15 protein-coding genes, 4 tRNA genes and 6 rRNA genes (1 of these 25 only partly in view) are annotated in these 25,779 nt (G+C 57.3%); 4 read left to right on the forward strand and 21 right to left on the reverse strand.

The features are described 5' to 3' along the window. Positions 1–2: 2 nt before the first annotated feature. Both C5F53_RS10855 and C5F53_RS10860 read right to left on the reverse strand, forming a co-directional pair. Positions 3–1,184 (reverse strand): isovaleryl-CoA dehydrogenase, encoded by a 1,182-nt coding sequence (locus C5F53_RS10855; RefSeq protein WP_105261383.1) that lies wholly within the window; start codon positions 1,182–1,184, stop codon positions 3–5. Between the two features lie 12 nt (positions 1,185–1,196). Continuing rightward, entirely contained in the window at positions 1,197–1,631 is a 435-nt protein-coding gene (locus tag C5F53_RS10860) for a MerR family DNA-binding transcriptional regulator (RefSeq protein ID WP_105261384.1), read from the reverse strand. Between the two features lie 106 nt (positions 1,632–1,737). Between C5F53_RS10860 and C5F53_RS10865 the strand changes: the two genes are divergently transcribed. Beyond that, positions 1,738–2,805, forward strand: coding sequence for an MBL fold metallo-hydrolase (locus C5F53_RS10865; RefSeq protein ID WP_105261385.1), 1,068 nt, complete (start codon positions 1,738–1,740; stop codon positions 2,803–2,805). Between the two features lie 43 nt (positions 2,806–2,848). Continuing rightward, the gene (locus C5F53_RS10870; protein ID WP_105261386.1) at positions 2,849–3,544 is read left to right on the forward strand and encodes a glutathione binding-like protein; all 696 of its coding nucleotides are present in this window, start codon (positions 2,849–2,851) and stop codon (positions 3,542–3,544) included. A 65-nt stretch (positions 3,545–3,609) separates the two neighbouring features. On the opposite strand, the gene C5F53_RS10875 is transcribed toward C5F53_RS10870, so the two are convergent. From C5F53_RS10875 to C5F53_RS10915, 9 genes are all read right to left on the reverse strand, one after another. Further along, positions 3,610–4,326 carry a hypothetical protein gene (locus C5F53_RS10875; protein WP_105261387.1) on the reverse strand — a complete coding sequence of 239 codons (717 nt, stop codon included), beginning with the start codon at positions 4,324–4,326 and terminating at the stop codon, positions 3,610–3,612. Between the two features lie 107 nt (positions 4,327–4,433). Then, the gene (locus tag C5F53_RS10880) at positions 4,434–5,354 is read right to left on the reverse strand and encodes a M48 family metallopeptidase (protein WP_105261528.1); all 921 of its coding nucleotides are present in this window, start codon (positions 5,352–5,354) and stop codon (positions 4,434–4,436) included. 82 nt (positions 5,355–5,436) lie between these two features. Continuing rightward, on the reverse strand, positions 5,437–6,174 hold the full coding sequence (locus C5F53_RS10885; protein WP_105261529.1) for a 1-acyl-sn-glycerol-3-phosphate acyltransferase: 738 nt from the start codon (positions 6,172–6,174) through the stop codon (positions 5,437–5,439). 53 nt (positions 6,175–6,227) lie between these two features. Then, positions 6,228–6,776, reverse strand: coding sequence for a D-glycero-beta-D-manno-heptose 1,7-bisphosphate 7-phosphatase (gmhB, locus tag C5F53_RS10890; protein WP_105261388.1), 549 nt, complete (start codon positions 6,774–6,776; stop codon positions 6,228–6,230). Between the two features lie 15 nt (positions 6,777–6,791). Next, positions 6,792–8,921 (reverse strand): glycine--tRNA ligase subunit beta, encoded by a 2,130-nt coding sequence (gene glyS, locus C5F53_RS10895; protein WP_105261389.1) that lies wholly within the window; start codon positions 8,919–8,921, stop codon positions 6,792–6,794. An 11-nt stretch (positions 8,922–8,932) separates the two neighbouring features. Continuing rightward, entirely contained in the window at positions 8,933–9,847 is a 915-nt protein-coding gene (gene glyQ, locus C5F53_RS10900; protein WP_105261390.1) for a glycine--tRNA ligase subunit alpha, read from the reverse strand. An 83-nt stretch (positions 9,848–9,930) separates the two neighbouring features. Next, positions 9,931–11,538, reverse strand: a complete 1,608-nt coding sequence (lnt, locus tag C5F53_RS10905; RefSeq protein WP_236635342.1) for an apolipoprotein N-acyltransferase — start codon at positions 11,536–11,538, stop codon at positions 9,931–9,933. Next, positions 11,496–12,368 carry an HlyC/CorC family transporter gene (locus C5F53_RS10910; protein WP_105261391.1) on the reverse strand — a complete coding sequence of 291 codons (873 nt, stop codon included), beginning with the start codon at positions 12,366–12,368 and terminating at the stop codon, positions 11,496–11,498. Before C5F53_RS10910 ends, lnt begins: the two co-directional genes overlap by 43 nt. A gap of 57 nt (positions 12,369–12,425) precedes the next feature. Beyond that, positions 12,426–13,154 (reverse strand): GNAT family N-acetyltransferase, encoded by a 729-nt coding sequence (locus C5F53_RS10915; protein WP_105261392.1) that lies wholly within the window; start codon positions 13,152–13,154, stop codon positions 12,426–12,428. A 119-nt stretch (positions 13,155–13,273) separates the two neighbouring features. Here C5F53_RS10915 and C5F53_RS10920 point away from each other — a divergent pair, with 119 nt between their 5' ends. Continuing rightward, positions 13,274–14,023 (forward strand): hypothetical protein, encoded by a 750-nt coding sequence (locus C5F53_RS10920; protein ID WP_105261393.1) that lies wholly within the window; start codon positions 13,274–13,276, stop codon positions 14,021–14,023. Between the two features lie 45 nt (positions 14,024–14,068). Beyond that, entirely contained in the window at positions 14,069–15,754 is a 1,686-nt protein-coding gene (locus tag C5F53_RS10925; protein WP_105261394.1) for an AMP-binding protein, read from the forward strand. A gap of 119 nt (positions 15,755–15,873) precedes the next feature. Here the strand turns inward: C5F53_RS10925 and rrf (C5F53_RS10930) are convergent. The 10 genes from rrf (C5F53_RS10930) to C5F53_RS10975 form a co-directional block, all read right to left on the reverse strand. Beyond that, positions 15,874–15,986: ribosomal RNA gene (rrf, locus tag C5F53_RS10930) — 5S ribosomal RNA — on the reverse strand. A gap of 163 nt (positions 15,987–16,149) precedes the next feature. After that, positions 16,150–19,027: ribosomal RNA gene (locus C5F53_RS10935) — 23S ribosomal RNA — on the reverse strand. A gap of 362 nt (positions 19,028–19,389) precedes the next feature. Beyond that, positions 19,390–19,465: transfer RNA gene (locus C5F53_RS10940), tRNA-Ala, on the reverse strand. A gap of 24 nt (positions 19,466–19,489) precedes the next feature. After that, positions 19,490–19,566: transfer RNA gene (locus C5F53_RS10945), tRNA-Ile, on the reverse strand. Positions 19,567–19,662: 96 nt separating this feature from the next. After that, a 16S ribosomal RNA gene (locus C5F53_RS10950) occupies positions 19,663–21,197 on the reverse strand. A gap of 350 nt (positions 21,198–21,547) precedes the next feature. Beyond that, a 5S ribosomal RNA gene (rrf, locus tag C5F53_RS10955) occupies positions 21,548–21,660 on the reverse strand. Positions 21,661–21,823: 163 nt separating this feature from the next. Next, positions 21,824–24,701: ribosomal RNA gene (locus C5F53_RS10960) — 23S ribosomal RNA — on the reverse strand. A 362-nt stretch (positions 24,702–25,063) separates the two neighbouring features. Next, positions 25,064–25,139 (reverse strand) — tRNA-Ala (locus C5F53_RS10965). A 24-nt stretch (positions 25,140–25,163) separates the two neighbouring features. Next, positions 25,164–25,240, reverse strand: a tRNA-Ile gene (locus C5F53_RS10970). 96 nt (positions 25,241–25,336) lie between these two features. Further along, positions 25,337–25,779, reverse strand: a 16S ribosomal RNA gene (locus C5F53_RS10975) (it continues 1,092 nt past the right edge of the window). The 16S, 23S and 5S rRNA genes sit together here with 4 tRNA genes alongside, the layout of an rRNA operon.

The raw sequence follows: 25,779 nt of genomic DNA on the forward strand, positions 1-25,779 counted from the left end.
CCCTACATTGTCTCCGCGAACAGCTCCCGGCCGATCAGCATGCGGCGAATCTCACTGGTCCCAGCCCCGATTTCGTACAGCTTGGCGTCGCGCCACAGGCGGCCCAGCGGGTATTCGTTGATATAGCCATTGCCGCCGAAGATCTGCACGCCCTCGCCCGCCATCCAGGTGGCCTTTTCGGCCGTCCAGAGGATGACAGAGGCGCAATCCTTGCGGACCTGGCGCACGTGTTCGGTGCCCAGCAGATCCAGGTTTTTGGCCACGGTGTAGGCGAAACTGCGGCCCGCCTGCAGCACCGTGTACATGTCGGCCACCTTGCCCTGGATGAGCTGGAATTCACCAATGCTCTGGCCAAACTGCTTGCGGTCGTGGATGTAGGGGATGACGTTGTCCATCACCGATTGCATGATGCCCAGCGGGCCGCCGGTGAGCACGGCGCGTTCGTAGTCCAGCCCGCTCATCAGCACCTTGGCGCCGCCATTCACTTGACCCAGCACATTGCTTAGCGGCACTTCCACGTTGTTAAACACCAGCTCGCCCGTATGGCTGCCGCGCATGCCCAGCTTGTCGAGTTTTTGGGCGATGCTGAAACCGGGCATACCTTTCTCGATCAGGAAGGCGGTGACGCCGCGCGCGCCGAGTTCGGGTTCGCTCTTGGCGTAGACCACCAGCGTGTCGGCATCGGGGCCATTGGTGATCCACATCTTGTTGCCGTTGAGCAGGTAATAACCACCTTTGTCTTCGGCCTTGAGCTTCATGCTCAGCACGTCGCTGCCAGCTCCAGGTTCGCTCATGGCCAGTGCACCCACATGCTCTCCGCTGATGAGCTTGGGCAAGTACTTGGCGCGTTGCGCGTCCGTGCCATTGCGCTTGATCTGGTTCACGCACAGATTGCTGTGCGCGCCGTAGCTCAGGCCCACGGAGGCAGATGCACGGGAGATTTCTTCCATCGCAATCATGTGCGCCAGGTAACCCATGTTGGCGCCACCGTACTCCTCGCCCACGGTGATGCCCAGCACGCCCAGGTCACCCATCTTGCGCCACAGGTCCATGGGGAACTGGTCGGTCTTGTCGATCTCGGCCGCGCGGGGCGCAATCTCGGCTTGGGCAAATTCGCGCACCGCGTCGCGCAGGGCGTCAATGTCTTCGCCGAGTTGGAAGTTCAGTCCGGGCAGGGTGTTCATGGGGTCTCCTCGTTATGGTTTGGTGGGGGTTTTGGCGGGCTTGGTCACGCCCTTGGCCTTTTGCTCACTTTTGGTCAGCAGGGCCCGCGCTTCGCGCTGGTGCACTTTGATTTCGTCCAGGTTCGCCTGCAGATCGGCCATTTGCTCTTCCACCTGTTTGCGGTGGGCGGCCAGCACGTCCAGAAACTTCTGCAGCTGGGCCCCCGTGTCACGCGGGCTGTCGTACATCTCGATGATGTCGCGCGCCTCGGTCAGGGAGAGGCCCAGCCGTTTGGCGCGCAGCGTCAGCTTGAGCCGGGTACGGTCGCGGCCGCTGTACACGCGGTTACGCCCACCCGGCCCAGTACGCTCGGGCTGTAGCAAGCCCAAATCCTCGTAAAACCGGATGGCACGGGTGGTCAGGTCAAACTCGCGGGCCAGATCGCTGATGCTGTAGGTGGTGCTCATGGTGCGGTAAAAGTGGCGACACCGCGACAAGCAGGGCCTGTCTACAATGCCAACCTGGATTGACGTTTACGTAAACGTCAATTATGAAGCAAAACGATTGGGGCCTATGAACGACCTGGAACAGCGCCTGCACTACCCCCTGGGCGACACCCTGCCCGAGAGCGGCCGCTGCATCGAGGTGGCGCCCGGTATCAAGTGGATCCGCATGGCCCTGCCGTTTGCGCTGAACCACATCAACCTCTGGCTGCTGCGCGACGAGATGGATAGCGTGGCGGGCTGGAGCGTGGTGGACACCTGCATCCACCGCGACGAGGCCAAGGCCCAATGGGAAGACATCTTTGCGCAGGAGCTGGAAGGCCTGCCCATCCTGCGCGTCATCGTCACCCACATGCACCCCGACCACATTGGACTGGCGCACTGGCTGTGCCAGCGATGGAATGCACCGCTGTGGATCAGCGGGCTGGACTACCAAGTCGCTCGCTTAGCGTGTCTGGCGCCGACCAGCTTCGGCGGTGCGCGCACGGCGGCCTTCTTTGCCCAGCACGGGCTCAACGACGAAGAGACCCAGTCCAAATTGCTGAACCGGCGCGACTACTTCACCACCCTAGTGCCTTCGGTACCCGACGATTACCACCGCCTGCTGGACGGCCAGACGCTGCGCATAGGCGCCCACACCTGGCGCTGCATCAGCGGCTACGGCCATGCGCCCGAGCACATGGCGCTGTACTGCGAAAGCCTGAACGTGCTCATCGGCGGCGACATGATGCTGCCGCGCATCTCAACCAATGTGAGCGTCTACGAGTCCGAGCCTGAGGCCGATGCATTGGCCCTGTTCCTGGGCTCCATCGACAAGTTCCGCCCCCTGCCCGCCGACACGTTGGTGCTGCCCGCACACGGCAAACCCTTTACCGGCCTGCACGAACGCATCCAGCAGTTGCACGACCACCACCGTGCCCACCTGGACAAGGTACTGGAGGCGTGCCGCCAGCAGCCCTGCAGTGCCGCCGACATCATTCCCGTGCTGTTCACGCGCGCCATGGACTTCCACCAGACCACCTTTGCGCTGGGCGAATCTGTGGCCCACCTGCACGCGCTCTGGTACGCGGGACAACTGCAGCGCACGCGGGGGCCCGATGGCATGCTGCGGTTTTCCGCGGCCAGCAGGGTTTCCTGAAATCCGCTAAGGTGCAGCGCTTCAAAGAAAGGGAGCGCTTTGCATGATTGACCTGTACTACTGGACCACACCCAACGGCCACAAGATCACCATGTTTCTGGAAGAGGCCGGCCTGCCCTATCAGTTGCACACCGTCCACATCGGACGTGGTGAGCAGTTCCAGCCCGCGTTCCTGGCCATTGCGCCCAACAACCGCATCCCCGCCATCGTGGACCAGTCGCCCGCCGACGGCGGCGCACCGATCCCGATGTTCGAATCCGGCGCCATCCTGCTGTATCTGGCCGACAAGATTGGCCGCTTTGTGCCGCAGGACTTGCGCGGCCGCAACGTGACGTTGCAGTGGCTGTTCTGGCAAATGGGCGGCCTGGGCCCCATGGCCGGGCAGAACCACCACTTCGGCCAGTACGCGCCCGAGAAACTGCCCTACGCCATCGAGCGCTACACCAAAGAGACATCGCGCCTGTACGGCGTGCTCAACAAACACCTGAGCGATGGCCGGGACTACATTGCGGGCGAGTACAGCATTGCCGACATGGCCAGCTACCCCTGGATCGTGCCCTACGAGCGCCAGGGCCAGAAGCTGGAAGACTTCCCCCACCTGGCCGCCTGGTTTGCCCGCGTAGCGGCGCGCCCTGCGACAGTCAAGGCCTATGCAATTGCCGAAGGCATCCGCAACCCGGGCATGGACGAAGCGGCGAAGAAGATTTTGTTTGGACAGGATGCGAGCACGGTGCGCTGACAACGCAGTGTGCAGACACAAAAAAAGCACCAGTGGGTGCTTTTTTTGTGGGCGTGACGCGTGTCTCAATCTGCAGTCAGTAGTGTTTGGATCGGAGGAACGCCATCAAATGCATCCTGAGGCTTGGAAAAGGCAATAGCCTTGTTCACGCCCTCCTGCAATTGCTTAGCCCAGGCCACGATCTTGTCGACGGCCTGTTTCTTCTTGGGGTCTGCAGCAACGGCACTGGGGCTCCAGTCGGCCGCAGTCGTGGCCGGAAAACCCAACTTGGCGGGATTCAGCATGAGAGACATATCGTAGAGGCGCCAACTAGACTGGGAGTTTCGGACCTTGACATGGAACAAGGTGGTATCCCCCGTGCGCATCTTGGCGACATAAGGATCCAGGATCAGGCAGTTATCAATGCGACCTGAGGCTTTGTTGAGCATGAACAGATGCGGCCTGCTAGGGCTGCACAAATCGGCAGAAAAATAGCCATCCGAAGTGGCGATACCTGCCGACACCGTGACTGACATTTCGGCGAAAAAATCACCGTCCTGGGGGCTGCCGAGTGCAACGCTCAGAATCCGTAAATCCATGTTGTTGTCGCCCGCATGCTGCTCCAACACATACCAGGTGCGCCCCCCCGTATACAGCGGATAGTCACCCACCGTGGATCCCGCAGGCAGCTCAGAATACTGCGCCACCTTCCTCGGTTTGCCATCCAAAAACAAATCCTCCGCCACCGCCAGTTGGCTGCCCAGCCCCATCAAAATCACGGCCGAACGTATCCAGTACTTCATTTTTTCCTCCCTGTATTGTGTGAATAGAAGCGCCCGTGAATTTAGCAGACGAATCGACTGCTTTCAGGCGCCTTAGGCACTGACGCACACGGTGTGGCGCACCGGCCTCACCACTTCGGAATCGCCGGGTCCTTGAGGCTGCCGCGCAACTCCGCATAATCCGGCACCACAGAACGCACGGTGTCCCAGAAGCGGGGGCTGTGGTCCATCACGCGCAGGTGGCTCAGCTCGTGGGCCACCACGTAGTCGATCACGGCTTGGCGAAAGTGGATCAGGCGCCAGTTCAGGCGGATGGAACCGTCGCTCTTGGCGCTGCCCCAGCGGGTCCCAGCGTTGCTCAGGCTCATCTTGGCCCAGCGCACCTGCAACTGGGGCGCATAGTGGTCCAGCCGCGCCACAAAATTGGCCTTGGCCTGGCGCATCAACCAGGCCTGCACGGCATCACGAATCTGCGCCTCGGTGGCGGTGTGCGATAGGGCAATGCGCAGCGTGGTGACGCCATCGTCCTGCGCCGCCGCGTCCAGCTGCGCGCCCTTGGCCGCAAAGCCGTGGCCACCGTCCAGCGCAATGCGGATGGACTGGCCCAGGTAGGGAATCACCGCGCCCTCTTGCCACGCCACCTGCGCATGTTCCTGGCGGGTTTGGCGCTCACGCGTTTCGTCCAGCTTGCGCAGAATCCAGCCGGATTTTTCCTGCAGCGCGGCGTCTACCTCGCCCAATGGCGTCCAACGCGGCGCGCGCACGCTCAGGCCGTCGGGCCCCACCACAAAGCCGATGGTGCGGCGTTTGCCACGCGCAAAGGCGTAGGCCACCACGGCGCCCTCCAGCCGCACCTCGCGGGTAGCTTTGGGGTGCGCGTAGTTGACCGGGGCGATGGCGTTGTGCAGCGGCTGGCCCGCCACAAAGGGCTGACTGGGCAGCGGATTTGCTACTTTTTTAGGAGCTGTTGGCGCAGCATCTACGGGTGCTACAGCCCCAAAAGGCTCAAAAAGATCGAGGGTGTAGCGTAATAGAGAAAGAGCCCCCATGCTCCCCGCTGCGCGTGGTTCGCTGCCCCCCGGGGGGGCGCGTTTCACCTTGGGGCGGCCCAGCGGTGAAACAGGGCGCATGCTAGCCAAGGTAGGCCCCGGGGTCCAGGCGGCGCATCTCTGCTTCGATCCAGGCCTGCACCTCTTCCATCAGCTCTTTGGGCTCGCGCCCCTCGCTGGGAATGGGCTTGCCAATCGACACCTCCACCACACCGGGCGTCTTGATGAAAGCCTTGCGTGGCCAGCACTTGGCGCTGGTCACCGCCACCGGAATGACGGGCGCGCCGGTGGCCACGGCTAGGCGGGTGCCGCCCAGTTTGTAGGTGCCGGTCTGACCGCGTGGAATACGCGTACCCTCGGGAAACATGATGACCCAGATGCCCTGCGCCAACAGGCGCTTGCCCTGCGCCACCACCTTGGCAAACGATTCGTTGCGCTGGCTGCGGTCGATGTGGATCATGTCCAGCCGGCCCATGGCCCAGCCGAAAAAGGGCACGTAGAGCAGCTCTTTCTTGAACACATAGGCCAGCGGGTGTGGCATCAGTGTGGGCATCAGAAACGTCTCAAACGTGGACTGGTGCTTGACCAACAGAATCGCTGGCGCCGTGTCACCCGTGGGCAGGTTCTCCCAACCAATCACGTGGGTACGAATGCCCAGCAGCACACGTGCGCCGCCAATCGCCCAGCCCAGCCAGCGCACCGCCATCCACCACAGCGGCTTGCCGCGCACGCGGATGGACGCCACCAGCATGATGATGCCCCAGGGCATGACGGTGACCAGCATCCACAACATGTGCAGGCAGGAGCGCAGCACGGCCATCAGCCAGTTGGGGCGGGACGGTTGCCCCAGGTTTGGCACCGGCGGCATGCCACTCATGCCTGTGCCACCAAGTGGTCGGCAAATGCAGCCAGGTCCTCGTGCACGATGGTGCCTGCGGGAAAACTCTCGGGCAGCTCGCGCCCCTTGTAGGCCGCGGCCTTGCCGGTCAACACCAGGTGCGGCACACAGCCCACGGCGGCACCGGCAATCAGGTCACGCGCCGAGTCGCCCACGGCGGGCATGCCTTTGAGGTCCACCCCAAACCGTTCGCCAATCTGCTCAAACAAGCCCGGTTCGGGTTTGCGGCAGTGGCAGTTGTCGTCGGGTGCGTGTGGGCAGTAAAAGATGGCGTCCACCTTGCCGCCCACCGCCGCCAGCATGGTGTGCATCTTGGCGTGCATGGCATTGAGCGCCACCACGTCAAACAGGCCGCGCCCCAGACCGCTCTGGTTGGTCGCCACCACCACATGCCAGCCCGCGTGGTTGAGCTTGGCAATCGCCTCCAGCGCGCCGGGCAAGGGCCGCCACTCGTGGGGCGATTTGACGAACTCCGCACTGTCGATGTTGATGGTGCCGTCGCGGTCGAGGACGCAGAGTTTCATGGTGTGTTGCCCGGTTTAAGCAGCCAGCTTGGAGAGGTCGGCTACGCGGTTCATGGCGGCGTGCAACGTTGCCAACAGGCCCAGGCGGTTGGCCTTGAGCGCGGGGTCTTCGGCATTCACCATCACGCCGTCAAAGAAGGCGTCCACCGGCGCTTTGAGGGCGGCCAAGGCTTGTAGATTGGCAGCGTAATTGCCTGCAGCCCAAGCTGTATCTGCGGTAGGCGCTACGGTTTTAAGAGCGTCCGCCAGAGCTTTCTCGGCCGGCTCTTGCAGCAGCGCGGCGTTGACGGTGGCATCCACCGTGCCTTCGACCTTCTTGAGGATGTTGCCGACGCGCTTGTTAGCGGCCGCCAGCGCTGGGGCTTCGGGCAGCTCGGCAAAGGCACGCACGGCAGCTAGGCGTTTGGCCACATCGCCCAGGCGCTGCGGACGCAGGGCCAGCACGGCATCGACTTCTTGCGCGCTGTAGCCTTGTTCCCGCAGCGAACCTGCCAGGCGGTCCAGGATGAATTCGCTCAACTGCTCTGGTGCCGCTTGAAGTGCGTTTGGAAACTGGTCGAAGGATAGTTTGATCAATTCATCAAGGCCCATAAACAACTCAACACCTTGATCGGACAGCATTCGTACTACGCCCAATGCATGACGGCGCAGCGCAAACGGATCTTTGTCACCGGTTGGCAGTTGCCCAACTCCGAACAGTCCGGCTAAGGTTTCAAGCTTGTCAGCCAATGCCACGACGATACCCGTAGCCCCACGCGGCAACGCATCACCCGCAAAGCGCGGCTTGTAGTGGTCTTCAATCGCGTGCGCCACGGCCTCTGGCAGGCCGTCGTTGAGCGCGTAGTAGCCGCCCATGATGCCTTGCAGTTCGGGGAACTCGCCCACCATGTCGGTCACCAGATCGGTCTTGGCCAGTTGCGCAGCTTGGTCGGCTTGTGCCACCAGTGTGGCGTCGCCCAGTTGCGCGGCAATGGCCTTCGCAATGGCACGCACGCGCTCCACGCGCTCACCCTGCGTCCCCAGCTTGTTGTGGTACACCACCTTGCCCAGACCCTCAACACGCGACGCCAGCGTCTTCTTGCGGTCCTGGTCAAAAAAGAACTTGGCATCGGCCAGGCGCGGGCGCACCACACGCTCGTTGCCGCCGATCACAAAACTCGTGTCTTCGGGGTTGATGTTGCTCACCACCAAAAACTTGTTGGTGAGTTTGTTGTTCGCGTCCAGCAACGGAAAGTACTTCTGGTTGGCCTTCATGGTCAGGATCAGGCACTCTTGCGGCACATCCAAAAACTGCGTTTCGAACTCGCAGATCAGTACATTGGGACGCTCCACCAAGGCGGTCACTTCGTCCAGCAGCGCGTCGTCGTCGATGGGCTTGCAACCACCGCCCACCTTGGCTGCAGCGGCAGCCAGCTGGCGCACGATTTCGGCACGGCGATCGGCAAAGCTGGCAATCACGGCACCGTCCATAGCCAGCACAGCGGCATAGGCATCGGCATCGACAATCACCACGGGTGACACGGCCGCCTCAAAGCGGTGGCCTTGGGTGCTGTTGCCAGATTGCAGCCCCAGGGCCTGCACCGGCACCACGTCGGCACCATGCAGCGCCATCAGGCTGTGCGCGGGACGCACAAAACTCACACTGCTCCAGCCCGGGAGCTCGCAGCCGCTTTCCAACTGGTAGGTCATGACCTTGGGAATGGGCAGCTTGGCAATGGCGTCCAGCAGCGCCTTTTGCAGGCCTTCGGCCAGTGTGGCGCCTTTGACGGTGCTGTCATAAAACAGCGCCTCGGCCTTGCCATCGGGTGCGCGCTTCAGACCGCTCACCGCAGATGCGTCGGCACCCAGGGCTTGTAGCTTCTTCAGCAATGCGGGGGTTGCGTTGCCAGAGGCATCCAGGCCCACAGCAACCGGCATCAGCTTTTGCGACACGGCTTTGTCGGCAGCCTGCGCAGCCACGGCCGTGACATGCACAGCCAGACGGCGCGGAGACGCAAAGTGGGTGACCGCCGCATCGGCAGCGGCCAAGCCTTGGGCTTTCAGCGAATCGGCCAACACCGAGGAAAACGCCTCGCCCAGCTTTTTCAACGCCTTGGGAGGCAGCTCTTCCACAAACAGTTCAACGAGAAGGTTTTTGCTAGTCATGCTCATGTCTCTCACGCGGCCTTCTTGGTCAACTGGGTCATCTGTTCCACCCACGCACGCGGCGCCATGGGGAAACCCAGGCGCTCACGGCTCTCGTAATAACTCTGCGCCACGCTGCGCGCCAGATTGCGGATGCGGCCAATGTAGGCGGCGCGTTCGGTCACGCTGATGGCGCCGCGTGCGTCCAGCAGGTTGAAGCTGTGCGCGGCCTTGAGCACTTGCTCGTAGGCGGGCAGCGCCAATTGCGCGTCGATCAAATGCTTGGCCTGTTTTTCATGCGCGTTAAACGCGGTGAACAGGAAGTCGGCATCGCTGTGTTCGAAGTTGTAGGTGGACTGTTCCACCTCGTTTTGTTTGTAGACGTCGCCATAGCTCAGGCCCTCGGTCCAGGTCAGGTTGTAGACGTTGTCCACGCCCTGCAGGTACATGGCCAAGCGCTCCAGCCCATAGGTGATCTCGCCCGTGGCGGGTTTGCAGTCAATGCCGCCGACCTGCTGGAAGTAGGTGAACTGGGTCACTTCCATGCCGTTGAGCCAGACTTCCCAGCCCAGGCCCCAAGCGCCCAGCGTGGGGTTTTCCCAGTCGTCTTCGACAAAACGGATGTCGTTTTTCTTCAGATCGAACCCCAGCGCTTCGAGCGAACCCAGGTACAGCTCCAGGATGTTGCTGGGCGCAGGCTTGAGCACCACCTGGTATTGGTAGTAGTGCTGCAAGCGGTTGGGGTTCTCGCCATAGCGACCGTCCTTGGGGCGGCGGCTGGGCTGCACGTAGGCGGCCTTCCATGGCTCGGGGCCAATGGCGCGCAAAAAGGTTGCGGTGTGCGAGGTGCCGGCGCCCACTTCCATGTCATAGGGTTGCAACAGGGCGCAACCCTGGTCAGCCCAGTAGGACTGCAGTTTCAAAATGATTTGCTGAAAAGTAAGCATGGTGCGTGGGCTGGTGCGCGGCAGGGTGCCGTGGCAAGAACGTTCGTCCGAGTAAACCCCGCATTTTACGGGGCTGCAGGCCCTTAACGCGTGTGTCGGCCCAAGCGCCAAGCCATGGCGGCCAACAGCAGGCAGACCACCCACAGCGGCCACAGCCCAAAGCGCGCGGCCCACCAGGCAAACGGCGTCACCCCGGTGCGGCCCTGCACCTCGCCCACCAGCACACCGCGGGTACGCGCGGGCAAGGCTTTTTGTACTACGGCCTGGTGGTCCAGGATGGCGGTGGCGCCGGTGTTGGTGGCCCGCACAAAGGGGCGCTGAAACTCCAGCGCCCGGGCGCGCGAGATATTGAGGTGCTGGTCCAGCGCAATCGAGTCGTTGAACCAGCCCAGGTTGCTCACGTTAGCAAACACGGTGGGCGCCAGCGCGGCATCCGCAAAGCGGCTGGCCAGCTCTTCGCCATACAAGTCTTCGTAGCAAATATTGGCCGCCACACGCTCACCCGCCACCGACAGGGACGGCTGGCCCAGCGGCCCGCGGTTGAAGTCACCCAGCGGGATGTTCATCATGCGGGTGAACCACTTGAACAGCGGCGGAATGAACTCGCCAAACGGCACCAGGTGGTGTTTGTCGTAACGCCACGGCGGTGCCTGCCCCGGCGCCAGGCCCAGCACCGAGTTGGTGTACCCCTGCGCATAACTGCCCAGCGGAATACCCACCAACGCCGCGGACTTGCCGCTGGCAAAACGCTGTTGCAGGGTGGCCCAGTAACCGTCTGGCAACTGCTGCGGCAGCAGGGGCACGGCGGTTTCTGGTGCCACCACCAGGTCGGTCTGGCTTGCCAGCAGTTGTTCGGCGTACCAGCGCAGCGCCAGGGGCACACCGCTGCCAGACTCGAACTTCTCGTCTTGCGGAATATTGCCCTGCAGCAGCGTCACGCTCAGGCTGCCGCTGGCCTGGGTCCACTGATTCCAAACAGGCGGCGCCATGAGTGGCAGCGCCAACAGGCCCGCCAGCAGTACGGCGTTGGCAACCCCCTTGCGCCACAGTAACGCCAGCGTGGCCGCGCCAAACGCCGCCAGCCAGCCCACGCCGTAACTGCCCAGCCAGGGCAGGTACCAAGCCAAGGGGCCATCGAGGTGCGCGTAGCCCACCGCGCCCCAACCAAAACCGGTGAGCCAGGTGCCACGGGCCAATTCGGCCATGGTCCACAAAGCGGCAAAACCCAGGGCCAGCATGGCGGGAGGCGCATGGCGCCAGCGCCAGAACAACCAGCCCGCAATCGCGTAATACAACCCCAGCGCCGCCGCCAGCGCAACGATGGCGAAACCAGCCAGCACAGCGGGTAGCCCACCATAGGTATGCAAGGCGATGAACAGCCACCAGAACGTTGTGCTGAGCCACACGGTGGCAAAACACCAAGTCAGGCCTGCCGCCGCACGCGCAGTGGGCGCACGCAACAGCGCCACCACAAAGGCAGCTTGGGCCAGCAGTTGCAGCCACCACAGCGTGGCACCACGGCCAAAAAAATCATCAAAAGGCCACGCAGCCCCCGTGGATTGTGCGCAAGCAGCTACTAATACAATAGCAAACCAGATCCGGGATGCGGGTGCGGCAGGCGCCCCAGCGAAGTGCAAGGCTCCTGCGGTCACGCCGCAGTGGCGCCGGCGGCGGGCGACACCTTGAACCACTTGACCGCACCACCCTTGGTGTGCAGCACCAGAAAGTCCAGCCCGCCCAGGCTGTGGCGTTCACCGCGCTTGGGCACATGGCCCATCTCGTGGGCAATCAGGCCGCCAATGGTGTCAAAGTGGTCTTCCGGGTCAGAGCCCGCGAGGGAGACCGAAAAAGCGTCGTTCACGCGCTCCAGCGGCGTGTCACCGCTGACGCGGTAGGTGCGATCGGCCAGGGCGAAGATGTCGCCCTCGTCTTCGGGAATGTCGAATTCGTCCTCAATCTCGCCAACGATTTGCTCCAGCACGTCCTCAATGGTGATGAGTCCGGCCACGCGGCCAAACTCGTCAATCACGATCGCCAAGTGGTTGCGGTTGCCGCGAAATTCACGCAGCAAGTCGTTCAAGCCTTTGGACTCCGGAACAAACGCCGCCGGGCGCAGCAAGGCCCGGATGTTGAGCTCGGGTGCCCGCTGCAGCTTGAGCAGGTCTTTGGCCATCAGGATGCCAATGATGTTTTCACGCTCACCCTCGAACACCGGAAAACGCGAGTGCGCAGTGTCGATCACGGTGTGCAACAGGCTGTCCAGGGGTTCCAGGATGTTGAGCAGGTCCATGCGCGTGGCGGGCACCATCACGTCGCCGGCGGTCATATCGGCCATGCGGATCACGCCTTCGAGCATGACCCGGGATTCCGCCCCAATGATGTTGTTGTCCTCCGCCTCCGCCAGCGTTTCGATCAGCTCGGCAGTGGAATCCGGTCCAGGGTGGATGAATTCGGCCAGTTTTTGGAGGAAGGTGCGCTTGTCTTCTTTTTCAGACAGGCGCGCAGGATGGGGGTCGGACACTCGATGGGGGCAGAAACTGCCGTGGTTGCGGAGCGCTAAGGATAGCGGATTTGGAAGTCAGGGAGAACTGCGCTGGTTGGCGTCAATGACATCACGGCGGATTTCCTGCAGGTCGGCCAGAAAGCTCCAGAAGCTTTTGGCTTGCGATTTGAGCCGGTAGTCGGTCTGTGCTATCTGCTCTTCAATCATTTCGGTGACCCGCGAGTCCAGCGACGCAGGGGGCAGTCGCAGGTAGGCTTCGGATTCCGAGCCATCGCGCTCGACCCTGGCACCGGCGTTGCGGGCAATCTTGAGCATAGCCGCGTTCTCACTCAGCGCATGGATGAACATCAAACTGACGCCATCGTTGGTGGCATGCATGGCGGCGCGGTCAAACAGACGCGCTCCGTAACCGCGGCCCCGCGCACTGGTCAGCACAGAGACACCAAACTCGGCACAACTGTCGTGCTGCTGGTCTTTGGCATACGCCAAGTGGGCCACTGCAATCAATTCCAGCTTACGGTTGTAGATACCAAAAATCTCGTCGCGCTCAAAGTCCAGCGACGCCACATACCGTTGGATTTGTTCGTCCTGGGTCCAGTGGCCAAAGCGCAGGTAACGGTCATGCGGCGCCAAAGCCAAGAGGTGTTGGGCAATGCGCTCCCGGTGGTTTTCGCCTAGCGACCGAATAGGCACTATCGCCGGCGCCTGTCGGGTCTCTGTCGCATGCTCCCGCTCGGCAGGCGGCCGCAAAAACTCCCGTCCAGCCTCGAACGAAGCTCTGATCAGCGTTTTTGTATCAACCATGGCGTGACTATAAGGGTTTTCCCTAGGTTTCTCACCTCAATTTCGCTAGGTTTTTCAACCAGCCCGACCAGCGGCTGCGTGTATGGTGGATGCTCCGCACTTTGCACCACGCCCCTTCCATGGACGCCGCCCACTCGATTCGCCAGTCTTTGTCCCGCGTTGCGGCCTTGCGTGCACTGGTGGCGGAATCTGCCCCACTGCAACGCACGTTGCTGGCAACCAAGCGGTTTCAGGCCCGGCGGTTTGCGGGGACTTACCAAGATCTTCTGCAATCCAGCACTTTTGCGGCGCCGACCCGTTTTTTCCTCGACGAGTTGTACGGGGAGCGCGACTTTTCAGACCGGGACGCGCAGTTTGCGCGCATCGCAGGTGCCTTGCAAACCTTTTTTCCCAGCCAAGTCGTGGCCACGGCGGTTGCGTTGGCCCAGTTGCACGCCTTGACCGAGGCGTTGGATGTGGAGATGGCACAGTATTTGTTATCGGATGGGTGGCCTGCGGGCTCCACGTTGGACAGCAGTCGCTACCTGCGCAGCTGGCGCGCAGTTGCGACACCCGCCATCCGGCTGGGGCAACTGCAATCCGTGCTGGACATCGGCCACGAACTGGACCGGCTCACCCGCACCAAAGGGCTGCGCCTGACGTTGCGCATGATGCGCGGCCCCGCCAAAGCAGCGGGCCTACATTCCTTGCAGTCGTTTCTGGAAACGGGCTTTGATACGTTTGCCAGCATGGGTGGCAAGGGGCGTGACGCCCAGGCATTTCTAGACACGATCCGTGAACGCGAAACCACCTGGATCAACGCCCTGTTCCACGCGCCCCGTGTCGCCTGTGAGACCGATTTGGAGACCTGCCTAGGAAAAGCCCTGTGAGACCTGTCAAAACCTTTGCGCACAATCACACGCAGAGGAGAGACCATGGACAAATTTTGGCTGAAGAGTTATCCCGCAGGTGTTCCCCATACAGTGAACCCTGAAGCATTCCGATCGTTAAACCATCTGCTGGAGGAGGCATTCAAAGCGAACGCCAAACGCCCCTTTTCGGTGTGTATGGATCGATGGATGAGTTATGGAGAGTTGGATGAACTGTCAACCACCCTGGGCGCCTGGCTGCAAAACAAGGGACTAGCACCGGGCGCACGGGTTGCCTTGATGATGCCCAACGTGCCCCAGTTTGCCGTCAGCATGGCGGCGATCCTGCGTGCGGGCTACACCTGTGTCAACGTCAACCCGCTGTACACCGCGCGCGAACTGGAACATCAGCTCAAAGACTCGGGTGCAGAGGCCATCATCATTCTGGAGAACTTTGCGCACACGCTGGAAGAGGTGATTGACCGCACCCAGGTCCAACACGTGGTGGTTGCATCCATGGGCGATTTGCTGGGTTTTTGGTACGGGTCTTGGCTGACCTTTGCTGTACGGCATTTGGCCAAGCTGGTGCCGGCCTACCAAATCGCACTTACACCGGGGCGAACCATCACAGCCTTCAACCGCTGCCTCGCAGAGGGCACCAAAATGGCGTTGAAACCTGCGTCCGTCGGGTTGGACTCGATCGCCTTTTTGCAGTACACCGGAGGAACCACCGGCCTGTCCAAAGGCGCCGTGCTAACCCACCGCAACATCGTCGCGGCCATCTTGCAGTCTGAGGCGTGGTTCAGCCCCGCGCTACAGCGCATTGGTGATGCCAGCAAACTGAACCTCATTGCCGCGCTACCGCTGTATCACATCTTCGCGCTGAATCTGTGCATGCTCACCATCCGGCTGGGTGCACACATGACCTTGGTACCCAATCCGCGTGACTTCTCCAAGTTCGTGGATGTTCTGAAGAAACGCCCGTTCCATATGCTGCCCGCGGTCAACACGTTGTTCAACGCATTGCTGCAGCACCCGCAATTCAAGACGGTGGATTTCGGAAGTCTCTGCGTTTCCCAGGCTGGTGGCATGGCGGCATCGGAGGGCACCGCCAAACACTGGCTGGAAACCACGGGATGCCCGATGGTGGAAGGCTGGGGCATGAGCGAAACCTGCGCCATGGGTACCAACAACCCGGTCGACACGCCCACGTTCTCGGGCACCATTGGCCTGCCACTGCCCAGTATCGACATTGCCATCAAAGATGAGGCGGGCAATTCCTTGCCTCCAGGCGCGTCCGGCGAGATCTGCATCCGGGGCCCGAATGTGATGCCAGGCTACTACCAACAGCCCGACGAAAATGCCAAGGCCTTTACGGCAGATGGTTTTCTGCGCACCGGCGACGTTGGCGTCATGGACGAGCGCGGCTACACACGCATCGTCGACCGTATCAAGGACATGATTCTGGTCAGCGGCTTCAACGTCTTCCCCTCTGAACTGGAGAACGTCATTTCCCTGTGCGACGATGTGCTGGAATGTGCGGCGATTGGTATCCCTGACGCCAAACAGGGCGAAGCCATCAAGGTCTTTATCGTCCGCAGCGCCTCGACGCTGTCCGAATCCGATGTGCTGCGCTACTGTGAAAGTAACCTCACTGGGTACAAACGTCCCAAATACATCGAATTCAGGGATGAACTACCCAAGTCCAACGTTGGCAAGATCCTCCGGCGCCAGTTGCGCACGGAAAAATAAACAAGCATACAGATATCTTGCGGCTGTGAGAGAACAGCTCACAAATGCCGGATGTCGATCTCAAAATGTAAGCAAAAAAAAGCCCCACCTAACTAGGTGGGGCTTTTCTCACTGTAATAGCCTGACGATGACCTACTTTCACACGGGAATCCGCACTATCATCGGCGCTGACTCGTTTCACTGTCCTGTTCGGGATGGGAAGGAGTGGTACCAAGTCGCTATGGTCGTCAGGCATAACTTTTTGTCGCACAGACCTAGGGTCTGCACAACCAATTTATAGAGCTAATCAGCTTTTGTCTTTTACGACACCTACCGGTGATTTTGTACACGGGTAGGATTTTGAATGCGTCAACTTGGCATAACTTCCTTGAGACACTTTCGTGAATCAAAGTTATAGGGTCAAGCCGCACGAGCAATTAGTATCAGTTAGCTTAACGCATTACTGCGCTTCCACACCTGACCTATCAACGTCCTGGTCTTGAACGACTCTTTAGGGGGCTCAAGGCCCCGGCAGATCTCATCTTGAAACGAGTTTCCCGCTTAGATGCTTTCAGCGGTTATCTCTTCCACACTTAGCTACTCGGCAATGCCACTGGCGTGACAACCGATACACCAGAGGTGTGTCCACTCCGGTCCTCTCGTACTAGGAGCAGGCTTCCTCAAATCTGCAGCGCCCACGGAAGATAGGGACCAAACTGTCTCACGACGTTTTAAACCCAGCTCACGTACCTCTTTAAATGGCGAACAGCCATACCCTTGGGACCGGCTACAGCCCCAGGATGAGATGAGCCGACATCGAGGTGCCAAACACCGCCGTCGATATGAACTCTTGGGCGGTAACAGCCTGGTATCCCCAGATGACCTTTTATCCTGTGAGCGATGACCCTTCCATACAGAACCACCGGATCACTATGTCCTGCTTTCGCATCTGCTCGACTTGTCAGTCTCGCAGTTAAGCACGCTTATGCCATTGCACTATCGTCACGATGTCCGACCGTAACTAGCGTACCTTCGAACTCCTCCGTTACGCTTTGGGAGGAGACCGCCCCAGTCAAACTGCCTACCATGCACTGTCCCCGATCCAGATAATGGACCTAGGTTAGAACCTCAAACACACCAGGGTGGTATTTCAACGTTGGCTCCACGATACCTAGCGGCACCGCTTCAAAGCCTCCCACCTATCCTACACAGATCTGTTCAAAGTCCAATACAAAGCTACAGTAAAGGTTCATGGGGTCTTTCCGTCTTTCCGCGGGGAGATTGCATCATCACAAACATTTCAACTTCGCTGAGTCTCGGGAGGAGACAGTGTGGCCATCGTTACGCCATTCGTGCAGGTCGGAACTTACCCGACAAGGAATTTCGCTACCTTAGGACCGTTATAGTTACGGCCGCCGTTTACTGGGACTTCAATCAAGAGCTTGCACCCCATCATTTAATCTTCCAGCACCGGGCAGGCGTCACACCCTATACGTCCACTTTCGTGTTTGCAGAGTGCTGTGTTTTTAATAAACAGTCGCAGCCACCGATTTTTTGCAACCTCATTGGGCTCCATCCGCGAGGGACTTCACCTACTAAAGGCACACCTTCTTCCGAAGTTACGGTGTCAATTTGCCGAGTTCCTTCTCCCGAGTTCTCTCAAGCGCCTTAGAATACTCATCTCGCGCACCAGTGTCGGTTTGCGGTACGGTCGTGTGTAGCTGAAGCTTAGTGGCTTTTCCTGGAAGCAGGGTATCACTCACTTCGTCTGCAAGCAGACTCGTTATCACTCCTCATCTAAGCCCGGCGGATTTGCCTACCAGGCACGACTACAAGCTTGAACCAACATGTCCAACAGTTGGCTGAGTTAACCTTCTCCGTCCCCACATCGCACTACACATCGGTACAGGAATATTGACCTGTTTCCCATCAGCTACGCATCTCTGCCTCGCCTTAGGGGCCGACTCACTCTACGCCGATGAACGTTGCGTAGAAAACCTTGCGCTTACGGCGAGGGGGCTTTTCACCCCCTTTAACGCTACTCATGTCAGCATTCGCACTTCTGATACCTCCAGCACGCTTTACAACGCACCTTCACAGGCTTACAGAACGCTCTCCTACCACTTGCAATAAATTGCAAATCCGCAGCTTCGGTAACTGGCTTAGCCCCGTTACATCTTCCGCGCAGGACGACTCGATCAGTGAGCTATTACGCTTTCTTTAAATGATGGCTGCTTCTAAGCCAACATCCTGACTGTTTTAGCCTTCCCACTTCGTTTCCCACTTAGCCAATTTTAGGGACCTTAGCTGGCGGTCTGGGTTGTTTCCCTCTTGAGTCCGGACGTTAGCACCCGGTGCTCTGTCTCCCAAGCTGTACTCTGCGGTATTCGGAGTTTGCATTGGTTTGGTAAGTCGCCATGACCCCCTAGCCAAAACAGTGCTCTACCCCCGCAGGTAATACTTGAGGCACTACCTAAATAGTTTTCGGAGAGAACCAGCTATTTCCAAGTTTGTTTAGCCTTTCACCCCTATCCACAGCTCATCCGCTAGTTTTGCAACACTAGTCGGTTCGGACCTCCAGTACCTGTTACGGCACCTTCATCCTGGCCATGGATAGATCACTTGGTTTCGGGTCTACACCCAGCGACTAGACGCCCTATTCGGACTCGATTTCTCTACGGCTTCCCTATTCGGTTAACCTTGCCACTGAATGTAAGTCGCTGACCCATTATACAAAAGGTACGCAGTCACCCTTGCGGGCTCCTACTTTTTGTAAGCACACGGTTTCAGGATCTATTTCACTCCCCTCCCGGGGTTCTTTTCGCCTTTCCCTCACGGTACTAGTTCACTATCGGTCAATGATGAGTATTTAGCCTTGGAGGATGGTCCCCCCATATTCAGACAGGATTTCTCGTGTCCCGCCCTACTTGTCGCAAGCTCAGTACCACACAGGTCATTTCACGTACGGGGCTATCACCCGCTATGGCCAGCATTTCCAGGCTGTTCCGTTATGTCTTGTGCTATCACTTGCAGGCTTCTCCGATTTCGCTCGCCACTACTTTCGGAATCTCGGTTGATGTCTTTTCCTCGAGCTACTGAGATGTTTCAGTTCACCCGGTTCGCCTCGCATACCTATGTATTCAGTATGCGATACCCCAAAGGGTGGGTTTCCCCATTCGGAAATCTCCGGATCAAAGCTAATTTGCCAGCTCCCCGAAGCTTATCGCAGGCTATCACGTCCTTCGTCGCCTATCATTGCCAAGGCATCCACCATGTGCTCTTATTCACTTGACCCTATAACTTTGATGTTTCTTTCGAAACCAAAGTTATCTACAAGGAATATTGTCAGGTCTTTCACCTGACGCGTTATGCCGTATTCAATTAACTTGAATAACTCGAATTCAAACGTGAAGTTTGATATTCATTTTGACGCAATCAAAATTATGTTGCTAACCACTACGCAAGGCACGGTCTGCACTAAACCTTTACGAATGTGCAGTTTCCTCACGCAGCTTATATGTTAGCAACGCTGATTAAACTCTATAAATTGTTAAAGAACAGCCGATTGATCAAGAGATCTTGATCAACAACAAAGCAGCCTTTCATCCCTAAGGATTCAAAGCAACTTTGGTGTTGACTTAATAAGTATCGTTGAATGGTGGAGGATGACGGGATCGAACCGACGACCCCCTGCTTGCAAAGCAGGTGCTCTCCCAGCTGAGCTAATCCCCCATGGTCATAGACTATTGGACGGGATGGTGGGTCTGGTTGGTCTCGAACCAACGACCCCCGCCTTATCAAGACGGTGCTCTAACCAACTGAGCTACAGACCCAAGCCGGTCACCTTGGACCAAGCAAGCCTGATCGTTAGCGACAACCTTCCAACAACCGATAAGTGTGAGCGTTCAAATTAAATTGCAGTTTTCCAGAAAGGAGGTGATCCAGCCGCACCTTCCGATACGGCTACCTTGTTACGACTTCACCCCAGTCACGAACCCTGCCGTGGTAATCGCCCTCCTTGCGGTTAGGCTAACTACTTCTGGCAGAACCCGCTCCCATGGTGTGACGGGCGGTGTGTACAAGACCCGGGAACGTATTCACCGTGACATTCTGATCCACGATTACTAGCGATTCCGACTTCACGCAGTCGAGTTGCAGACTGCGATCCGGACTACGACTGGCTTTATGGGATTAGCTCCCCCTCGCGGGTTGGCAACCCTTTGTACCAGCCATTGTATGACGTGTGTAGCCCCACCTATAAGGGCCATGAGGACTTGACGTCATCCCCACCTTCCTCCGGTTTGTCACCGGCAGTCTCATTAGAGTGCCCAACTAAATGTAGCAACTAATGACAAGGGTTGCGCTCGTTGCGGGACTTAACCCAACATCTCACGACACGAGCTGACGACAGCCATGCAGCACCTGTGTTACGGTTCTCTTTCGAGCACTAAGCCATCTCTGGCGAATTCCGTACATGTCAAAGGTGGGTAAGGTTTTTCGCGTTGCATCGAATTAAACCACATCATCCACCGCTTGTGCGGGTCCCCGTCAATTCCTTTGAGTTTCAACCTTGCGGCCGTACTCCCCAGGCGGTCAACTTCACGCGTTAGCTTCGTTACTGAGTCAGTGAAGACCCAACAACCAGTTGACATCGTTTAGGGCGTGGACTACCAGGGTATCTAATCCTGTTTGCTCCCCACGCTTTCGTGCATGAGCGTCAGTACAGGTCCAGGGGATTGCCTTCGCCATCGGTGTTCCTCCGCATATCTACGCATTTCACTGCTACACGCGGAATTCCATCCCCCTCTACCGTACTCTAGCTATACAGTCACAAATGCAGGTCCCAGGTTGAGCCCGGGGATTTCACATCTGTCTTATATAACCGCCTGCGCACGCTTTACGCCCAGTAATTCCGATTAACGCTCGCACCCTACGTATTACCGCGGCTGCTGGCACGTAGTTAGCCGGTGCTTATTCTTACGGTACCGTCATTAGCTCCCTTTATTAGAAGAAGCCGTTTCGTTCCGTACAAAAGCAGTTTACAACCCGAAGGCCTTCATCCTGCACGCGGCATTGCTGGATCAGGCTTGCGCCCATTGTCCAAAATTCCCCACTGCTGCCTCCCGTAGGAGTCTGGACCGTGTCTCAGTTCCAGTGTGGCTGGTCGTCCTCTCAGACCAGCTACAGATCGTCGCCTTGGTGGGCCTTTACCCCACCAACTAGCTAATCTGATATCGGCCGCTCCAATCGCGCGAGGTCTTGCGATCCCCCGCTTTCATCCGTAGATCGTATGCGGTATTAGCACAGCTTTCGCTGCGTTATCCCCCACGACTGGGCACGTTCCGATATATTACTCACCCGTTCGCCACTCGCCACCAGGATTGCTCCCGTGCTGCCGTTCGACTTGCATGTGTAAGGCATGCCGCCAGCGTTCAATCTGAGCCAGGATCAAACTCTATAGTTCGATCTTGAATTTTTCGCTCTCTCGAGCAACTCATAAATTGGAATCGACGTGAATATCATCTCTGACTTTCACATCTTTTTTACTTCATGAGCGTTTAAAGTCTTGCGACTTAGTTCTAAAGAACTTGGCAATTACCTTCAAACGCCCACGCTTATCGGCTGTAAATTTTTAATGATCTGAAGTAATTTTTACTTTACTTCGTTTGCTTTGCTGCGATCAGCGAAGCCTTGAATTATGACACACTTTTTGAAGCATTGTCAAATCAAGCAAAAGATTTTTGCTTTTTTTAGAACTGCAAGCAGCGCTAAAAAAAACACCCCGCCGAATGACGGGGTGTCTTCACTGTAATAGCCTGACGATGACCTACTTTCACACGGGAATCCGCACTATCATCGGCGCTGACTCGTTTCACTGTCCTGTTCGGGATGGGAAGGAGTGGTACCAAGTCGCTATGGTCGTCAGGCATAACTTTTTGTCGCACAGACCTAGGGTCTGCACAACCAATTTATAGAGCTAATCAGCTTTTGTCTTTTACGACACCTACCGGTGATTTTGTACACGGGTAGGATTTTGAATGCGTCAACTTGGCATAACTTCCTTGAGACACTTTCGTGAATCAAAGTTATAGGGTCAAGCCGCACGAGCAATTAGTATCAGTTAGCTTAACGCATTACTGCGCTTCCACACCTGACCTATCAACGTCCTGGTCTTGAACGACTCTTTAGGGGGCTCAAGGCCCCGGCAGATCTCATCTTGAAACGAGTTTCCCGCTTAGATGCTTTCAGCGGTTATCTCTTCCACACTTAGCTACTCGGCAATGCCACTGGCGTGACAACCGATACACCAGAGGTGTGTCCACTCCGGTCCTCTCGTACTAGGAGCAGGCTTCCTCAAATCTGCAGCGCCCACGGAAGATAGGGACCAAACTGTCTCACGACGTTTTAAACCCAGCTCACGTACCTCTTTAAATGGCGAACAGCCATACCCTTGGGACCGGCTACAGCCCCAGGATGAGATGAGCCGACATCGAGGTGCCAAACACCGCCGTCGATATGAACTCTTGGGCGGTATCAGCCTGTTATCCCCAGAGTACCTTTTATCCGTTGAGCGATGGCCCTTCCATACAGAACCACCGGATCACTATGTCCTGCTTTCGCATCTGCTCGACTTGTCAGTCTCGCAGTTAAGCACGCTTATGCCATTGCACTATCGTCACGATGTCCGACCGTAACTAGCGTACCTTCGAACTCCTCCGTTACGCTTTGGGAGGAGACCGCCCCAGTCAAACTGCCTACCATGCACTGTCCCCGATCCAGATAATGGACCTAGGTTAGAACCTCAAACACACCAGGGTGGTATTTCAACGTTGGCTCCACGATACCTAGCGGCACCGCTTCAAAGCCTCCCACCTATCCTACACAGATCTGTTCAAAGTCCAATACAAAGCTACAGTAAAGGTTCATGGGGTCTTTCCGTCTTTCCGCGGGGAGATTGCATCATCACAAACATTTCAACTTCGCTGAGTCTCGGGAGGAGACAGTGTGGCCATCGTTACGCCATTCGTGCAGGTCGGAACTTACCCGACAAGGAATTTCGCTACCTTAGGACCGTTATAGTTACGGCCGCCGTTTACTGGGACTTCAATCAAGAGCTTGCACCCCATCATTTAATCTTCCAGCACCGGGCAGGCGTCACACCCTATACGTCCACTTTCGTGTTTGCAGAGTGCTGTGTTTTTAATAAACAGTCGCAGCCACCGATTTTTTGCAACCTCATTGGGCTCCATCCGCGAGGGACTTCACCTACTAAAGGCACACCTTCTTCCGAAGTTACGGTGTCAATTTGCCGAGTTCCTTCTCCCGAGTTCTCTCAAGCGCCTTAGAATACTCATCTCGCGCACCAGTGTCGGTTTGCGGTACGGTCGTGTGTAGCTGAAGCTTAGTGGCTTTTCCTGGAAGCAGGGTATCACTCACTTCGTCTGCAAGCAGACTCGTTATCACTCCTCATCTAAGCCCGGCGGATTTGCCTACCAGGCACGACTACAAGCTTGAACCAACATGTCCAACAGTTGGCTGAGTTAACCTTCTCCGTCCCCACATCGCACTACACATCGGTACAGGAATATTGACCTGTTTCCCATCAGCTACGCATCTCTGCCTCGCCTTAGGGGCCGACTCACTCTACGCCGATGAACGTTGCGTAGAAAACCTTGCGCTTACGGCGAGGGGGCTTTTCACCCCCTTTAACGCTACTCATGTCAGCATTCGCACTTCTGATACCTCCAGCACGCTTTACAACGCACCTTCACAGGCTTACAGAACGCTCTCCTACCACTTGCAATAAATTGCAAATCCGCAGCTTCGGTAACTGGCTTAGCCCCGTTACATCTTCCGCGCAGGACGACTCGATCAGTGAGCTATTACGCTTTCTTTAAATGATGGCTGCTTCTAAGCCAACATCCTGACTGTTTTAGCCTTCCCACTTCGTTTCCCACTTAGCCAATTTTAGGGACCTTAGCTGGCGGTCTGGGTTGTTTCCCTCTTGAGTCCGGACGTTAGCACCCGGTGCTCTGTCTCCCAAGCTGTACTCTGCGGTATTCGGAGTTTGCATTGGTTTGGTAAGTCGCCATGACCCCCTAGCCAAAACAGTGCTCTACCCCCGCAGGTAATACTTGAGGCACTACCTAAATAGTTTTCGGAGAGAACCAGCTATTTCCAAGTTTGTTTAGCCTTTCACCCCTATCCACAGCTCATCCGCTAGTTTTGCAACACTAGTCGGTTCGGACCTCCAGTACCTGTTACGGCACCTTCATCCTGGCCATGGATAGATCACTTGGTTTCGGGTCTACACCCAGCGACTAGACGCCCTATTCGGACTCGATTTCTCTACGGCTTCCCTATTCGGTTAACCTTGCCACTGAATGTAAGTCGCTGACCCATTATACAAAAGGTACGCAGTCACCCTTGCGGGCTCCTACTTTTTGTAAGCACACGGTTTCAGGATCTATTTCACTCCCCTCCCGGGGTTCTTTTCGCCTTTCCCTCACGGTACTAGTTCACTATCGGTCAATGATGAGTATTTAGCCTTGGAGGATGGTCCCCCCATATTCAGACAGGATTTCTCGTGTCCCGCCCTACTTGTCGCAAGCTCAGTACCACACAGGTCATTTCACGTACGGGGCTATCACCCGCTATGGCCAGCATTTCCAGGCTGTTCCGTTATGTCTTGTGCTATCACTTGCAGGCTTCTCCGATTTCGCTCGCCACTACTTTCGGAATCTCGGTTGATGTCTTTTCCTCGAGCTACTGAGATGTTTCAGTTCACCCGGTTCGCCTCGCATACCTATGTATTCAGTATGCGATACCCCAAAGGGTGGGTTTCCCCATTCGGAAATCTCCGGATCAAAGCTAATTTGCCAGCTCCCCGAAGCTTATCGCAGGCTATCACGTCCTTCGTCGCCTATCATTGCCAAGGCATCCACCATGTGCTCTTATTCACTTGACCCTATAACTTTGATGTTTCTTTCGAAACCAAAGTTATCTACAAGGAATATTGTCAGGTCTTTCACCTGACGCGTTATGCCGTATTCAATTAACTTGAATAACTCGAATTCAAACGTGAAGTTTGATATTCATTTTGACGCAATCAAAATTATGTTGCTAACCACTACGCAAGGCACGGTCTGCACTAAACCTTTACGAATGTGCAGTTTCCTCACGCAGCTTATATGTTAGCAACGCTGATTAAACTCTATAAATTGTTAAAGAACAGCCGATTGATCAAGAGATCTTGATCAACAACAAAGCAGCCTTTCATCCCTAAGGATTCAAAGCAACTTTGGTGTTGACTTAATAAGTATCGTTGAATGGTGGAGGATGACGGGATCGAACCGACGACCCCCTGCTTGCAAAGCAGGTGCTCTCCCAGCTGAGCTAATCCCCCATGGTCATAGACTATTGGACGGGATGGTGGGTCTGGTTGGTCTCGAACCAACGACCCCCGCCTTATCAAGACGGTGCTCTAACCAACTGAGCTACAGACCCAAGCCGGTCACCTTGGACCAAGCAAGCCTGATCGTTAGCGACAACCTTCCAACAACCGATAAGTGTGAGCGTTCAAATTAAATTGCAGTTTTCCAGAAAGGAGGTGATCCAGCCGCACCTTCCGATACGGCTACCTTGTTACGACTTCACCCCAGTCACGAACCCTGCCGTGGTAATCGCCCTCCTTGCGGTTAGGCTAACTACTTCTGGCAGAACCCGCTCCCATGGTGTGACGGGCGGTGTGTACAAGACCCGGGAACGTATTCACCGTGACATTCTGATCCACGATTACTAGCGATTCCGACTTCACGCAGTCGAGTTGCAGACTGCGATCCGGACTACGACTGGCTTTATGGGATTAGCTCCCCCTCGCGGGTTGGCAACCCTTTGTACCAGCCATTGTATGACGTGTGTAGCCCCACCTATAAGGGCCATGAGGACTTGACGTCATCCCCACCTTCCTCCGGTTTGTCACCGGCAGTCTCATTAGAGTGCCCAACTAAATGTAGCAACTAATGACAAGGGTTGCGCTCGTTGCG

Source organism: Rhodoferax sp. TS-BS-61-7, from assembly GCF_002943465.1.
GTDB lineage: Bacteria > Pseudomonadota > Gammaproteobacteria > Burkholderiales > Burkholderiaceae_C > Allorhodoferax.